Consider the following 2,827-nt stretch of genomic DNA (forward strand, 5'->3'; position numbering starts at 1 on the left):
TTTTTCCTGGGGAGGGAGCTGGTTGGACGAGAAGGATATGGGTACAGAGTGAGGGATCTGGCTTTAGCGGTTGGAGGGCTGAAGGCAATGGCAGCGGGAGAGCTCAGGTGAAAAAAAGTGGGGATCCCTCAGATCCCAACTACCATTTTGAAAACTAGAGCGCTGCCCATTAGAAAATTGAAGACTCGCTTCTTGGTCGTTATTACCATCAATCGTGCGGCGGTTTACCAGCAATTCAGGCTTATTTGTTGAACAAGAGCGAAAGAGTGAAGCTAGTGTTGATTTACCTCGTCCATTATCTGCATAGATAAAGCTGGCTTTCTGTAGCCCATGCGCCCTTGCATCAGCATCATGTAAAAGCCCTATTCCTTTTATTCTATGTATTCTTTCTAACATCGATATCCCTTTTGTAATTCAACACTTAATCATGCCAGCTTTCCAAGCACATAACGCCTGCCTCAACTGCCGGAGGTTAGATTGCAGGCGCTTGTTAGTTTTTCCACACGCCACGTTTATTAAACTTGAATTCTTCACGCTCTGTGTGAATAGTAAAATCTAGATCAAAAATTGAACCAGATAACTTTTTAATAGAAGAATGAAGGAAGCTTTGTGATGAGTGTTCCTTTCCAAGCCTTTTAAATAAGCGATCTAAAATACTTTGTGTATTTCGATTGGAAATCCTAATTACTTTATCTCTTCCGCCATGTATATCATCAATTGTAAAATCAACAATCCTTGTTCTGAAGCGGTAGACTTCTAATAAAATCTTCTATATATTTTTTAGATTCTTTTTCAGAAAACTCATTTAAAAGACTAACCTTTGATCGATCCCCATAAGCAGATTTTGCAATCTCAGGAGTAATTTTTTCACAAAATACTTTTTCTAAAGCGAGGTATTCTTTTTCATTAATTCCAATTGCAGTGTTTTTAGCCGCAGCCATTACAAATGAAGTTACCTTATGAGAGCCTAAATCACTCAATAAAGAATGTGAAATCTCACTAAAATCGGATTCAGAAAATAGAATTGATTTATTTTTAAAATTACAAGAAATCATATTCTTAATTCTGTGAATTTTTCGATTCAATGCGCAATCTCCATAAAACTAACATTGTATTAGTGCGCATGCTCGATTTCCCAAAACCGTTATACGCACTATTATCCATATAACTAACTGAAATAGATAGTATTTATTGCCTATCATGCCTATCTCTTTTCCGCGAAAATGTGCACGCCGCCTATCTCTGCTCGGGCGTTCACACTATCCCCAAGCGTTAAGCTGTAACCGCATGACTAATCGACGCTTTTAATCATCCATTCTGGGATAGTGTGCGTCTATCATGGATAAACGCGCACGCTTTGCGTTTATCTGCCGATAAACGTAAGCGGGTATTTCTACCCGCCTGGTGATGGAATGGGCGCTTTGTTATAGGGCAGGAGATCGCTGACATCACACCCCTCTTCTCGCTGAGGTAGCTCGGTCAGCACATGACGCAAGTAGGCATAAGGCTCCACACCATTGGCACGGCAGGTCAACATAAGACTGAACCATACGGCACTGGCATTCGCCCCGCTTTGGGTGTCCGCGAACAGCCAAGCCTTTCGCCCGGTCGCCACCGGCCGGATTTCCCGCTCGACCCGGTTGTTGTCTATCGGGTAGCCGCCGTCTTCGACATACCTCTCCAGGTAACGCCATTGTTTCAGTGCATAGCTGACCGCTTTTCCCATCGGGCTGTTCGGCAACAGTCTGGCGGCGGCTTTATCCAGCCACCCGTGGAAGGCGTTCAAAATCGGAATGCTGTCTTTCTGCCTCATCGCATGCCTTTCTGCTGGTGACAAGGATTTTGCCTTTTTCTCAACAGCATATAGCTTTTGGATATAACTCAGGGCCTGCTTGGCCTGTCCTCCCTTCTTCGGGCTCAGGTCGAGGGCGTCCTTGAACTTGCGCCGAGCATGCGCCCAGCATCCGAGGTGGCTCATGTTTTCTAGCATCCGCCAGGCTGAGTAGCCGTCGGTCATGACCGTGCCCTGGTAACCATCGAGGAAGGCCTTGGGGTAAGTGTGTCCCCGGCCTGGCTGGTACTCGAACAACACGACGGGCGCGGAGCTTTGTTCCGGACTGGCATAAGCCACAGGTAGGACTTGCTCTGGGCTGTCTTGTCCGGCTCCTTCAGGACCTGAAGCGTGGTCTCATCACCGTGGATAACCGGCTCTCCGAGCAGGCTTTCCTTCATGGCGAGGTACAGCGGCGACAGCAGCTCAGCCGCTTTAATCATCCAACTTGCTAGCGTGGTGCGCTGGAGCTCGACGCCGACCCGGGCCAGCTCTTTCTCGATACGGTACAGCGGCAGGCCGTCGGCATATTTGCTGACGGCGACAGTCGCCAAGGTCCCTGCAGTGGCGATACTGCCGGGCAGCGGCTGTCGGGGCATGGCAGCGGTGATAACTTTGCTGCCTTCACCGTGGTTTTCGCAGTGGCGGCACGCGTATTTTTTGCGCTCGTGGCGCAGCACTTTAACTTGCTTGGGGATAATGTCGAGCTGCTCGGACGATTCAACACCCACGGCGTGCAGCTGGCCCTGGCAGCAGGGGCAGGTCTTTTCATCGTCGGGTAAATCGTATTCTATCACCTCGCGGGGCAAGTCCGGGTTGATGGGCTTGCGGCCCCGTTTGCGGGTGTAGGTGACGGTTTCCATTTCCGGCTCGTCATCGGATGGGCCGGTGTCGGTCAGGGTTTCCGCTTCGTTGAACAAGCAGCCTTGGGCGGGGAACTTCTCACTTTGCGGCAGGTACTTTTTGGCCTGGGCTAACCGGAACTGCTCCCACATT

Annotated in this window: 3 protein-coding genes and 1 pseudogene; all 4 read right to left on the reverse strand. The window is 48.9% G+C overall.

Annotated elements, in window-relative coordinates; all coding sequences use genetic code 11:
* Window positions 1-63 precede the first annotated feature (63 nt).
* Window positions 64-396: a hypothetical protein gene (locus tag DZ54_RS24500; protein WP_205619432.1), complete on the reverse strand. Its 333-nt coding sequence runs from the start codon at window positions 394-396 to the stop codon at window positions 64-66.
* Between the two features lie 329 nt (window positions 397-725).
* The gene (locus DZ54_RS0116720) at window positions 726-1,085 is read right to left on the reverse strand and encodes a hypothetical protein (protein WP_025675339.1); all 360 of its coding nucleotides are present in this window, start codon (window positions 1,083-1,085) and stop codon (window positions 726-728) included.
* A 308-nt stretch (window positions 1,086-1,393) separates the two neighbouring features.
* Window positions 1,394-1,537 (reverse strand): transposase domain-containing protein, encoded by a 144-nt coding sequence (locus DZ54_RS27630; RefSeq protein WP_420804868.1) that lies wholly within the window; start codon window positions 1,535-1,537, stop codon window positions 1,394-1,396.
* Window positions 1,535-2,827 (reverse strand): annotated as a pseudogene (tnpC, locus tag DZ54_RS27635) (IS66 family transposase); the annotation flags it as partial. The pseudogene tnpC and the gene DZ54_RS27630, both read right to left, overlap by 3 nt.

The organism is Salinivibrio socompensis S35 (assembly GCF_000513715.1).
In the GTDB taxonomy this organism is placed as follows: domain Bacteria; phylum Pseudomonadota; class Gammaproteobacteria; order Enterobacterales; family Vibrionaceae; genus Salinivibrio; species Salinivibrio socompensis.

Bases quoted from the DNA above. Each gene is read 5' to 3' on its own strand.
- DZ54_RS27630 (WP_420804868.1), bottom strand. From the start codon at position 1,537: ATGTTGACCTGCCGTGCCAATGGTGTGGAGCCTTATGCCTACTTGCGT.
- DZ54_RS24500 (WP_205619432.1), bottom strand. From the start codon at position 396: ATGTTAGAAAGAATACATAGAATAAAAGGAATAGGGCTTTTACATGAT.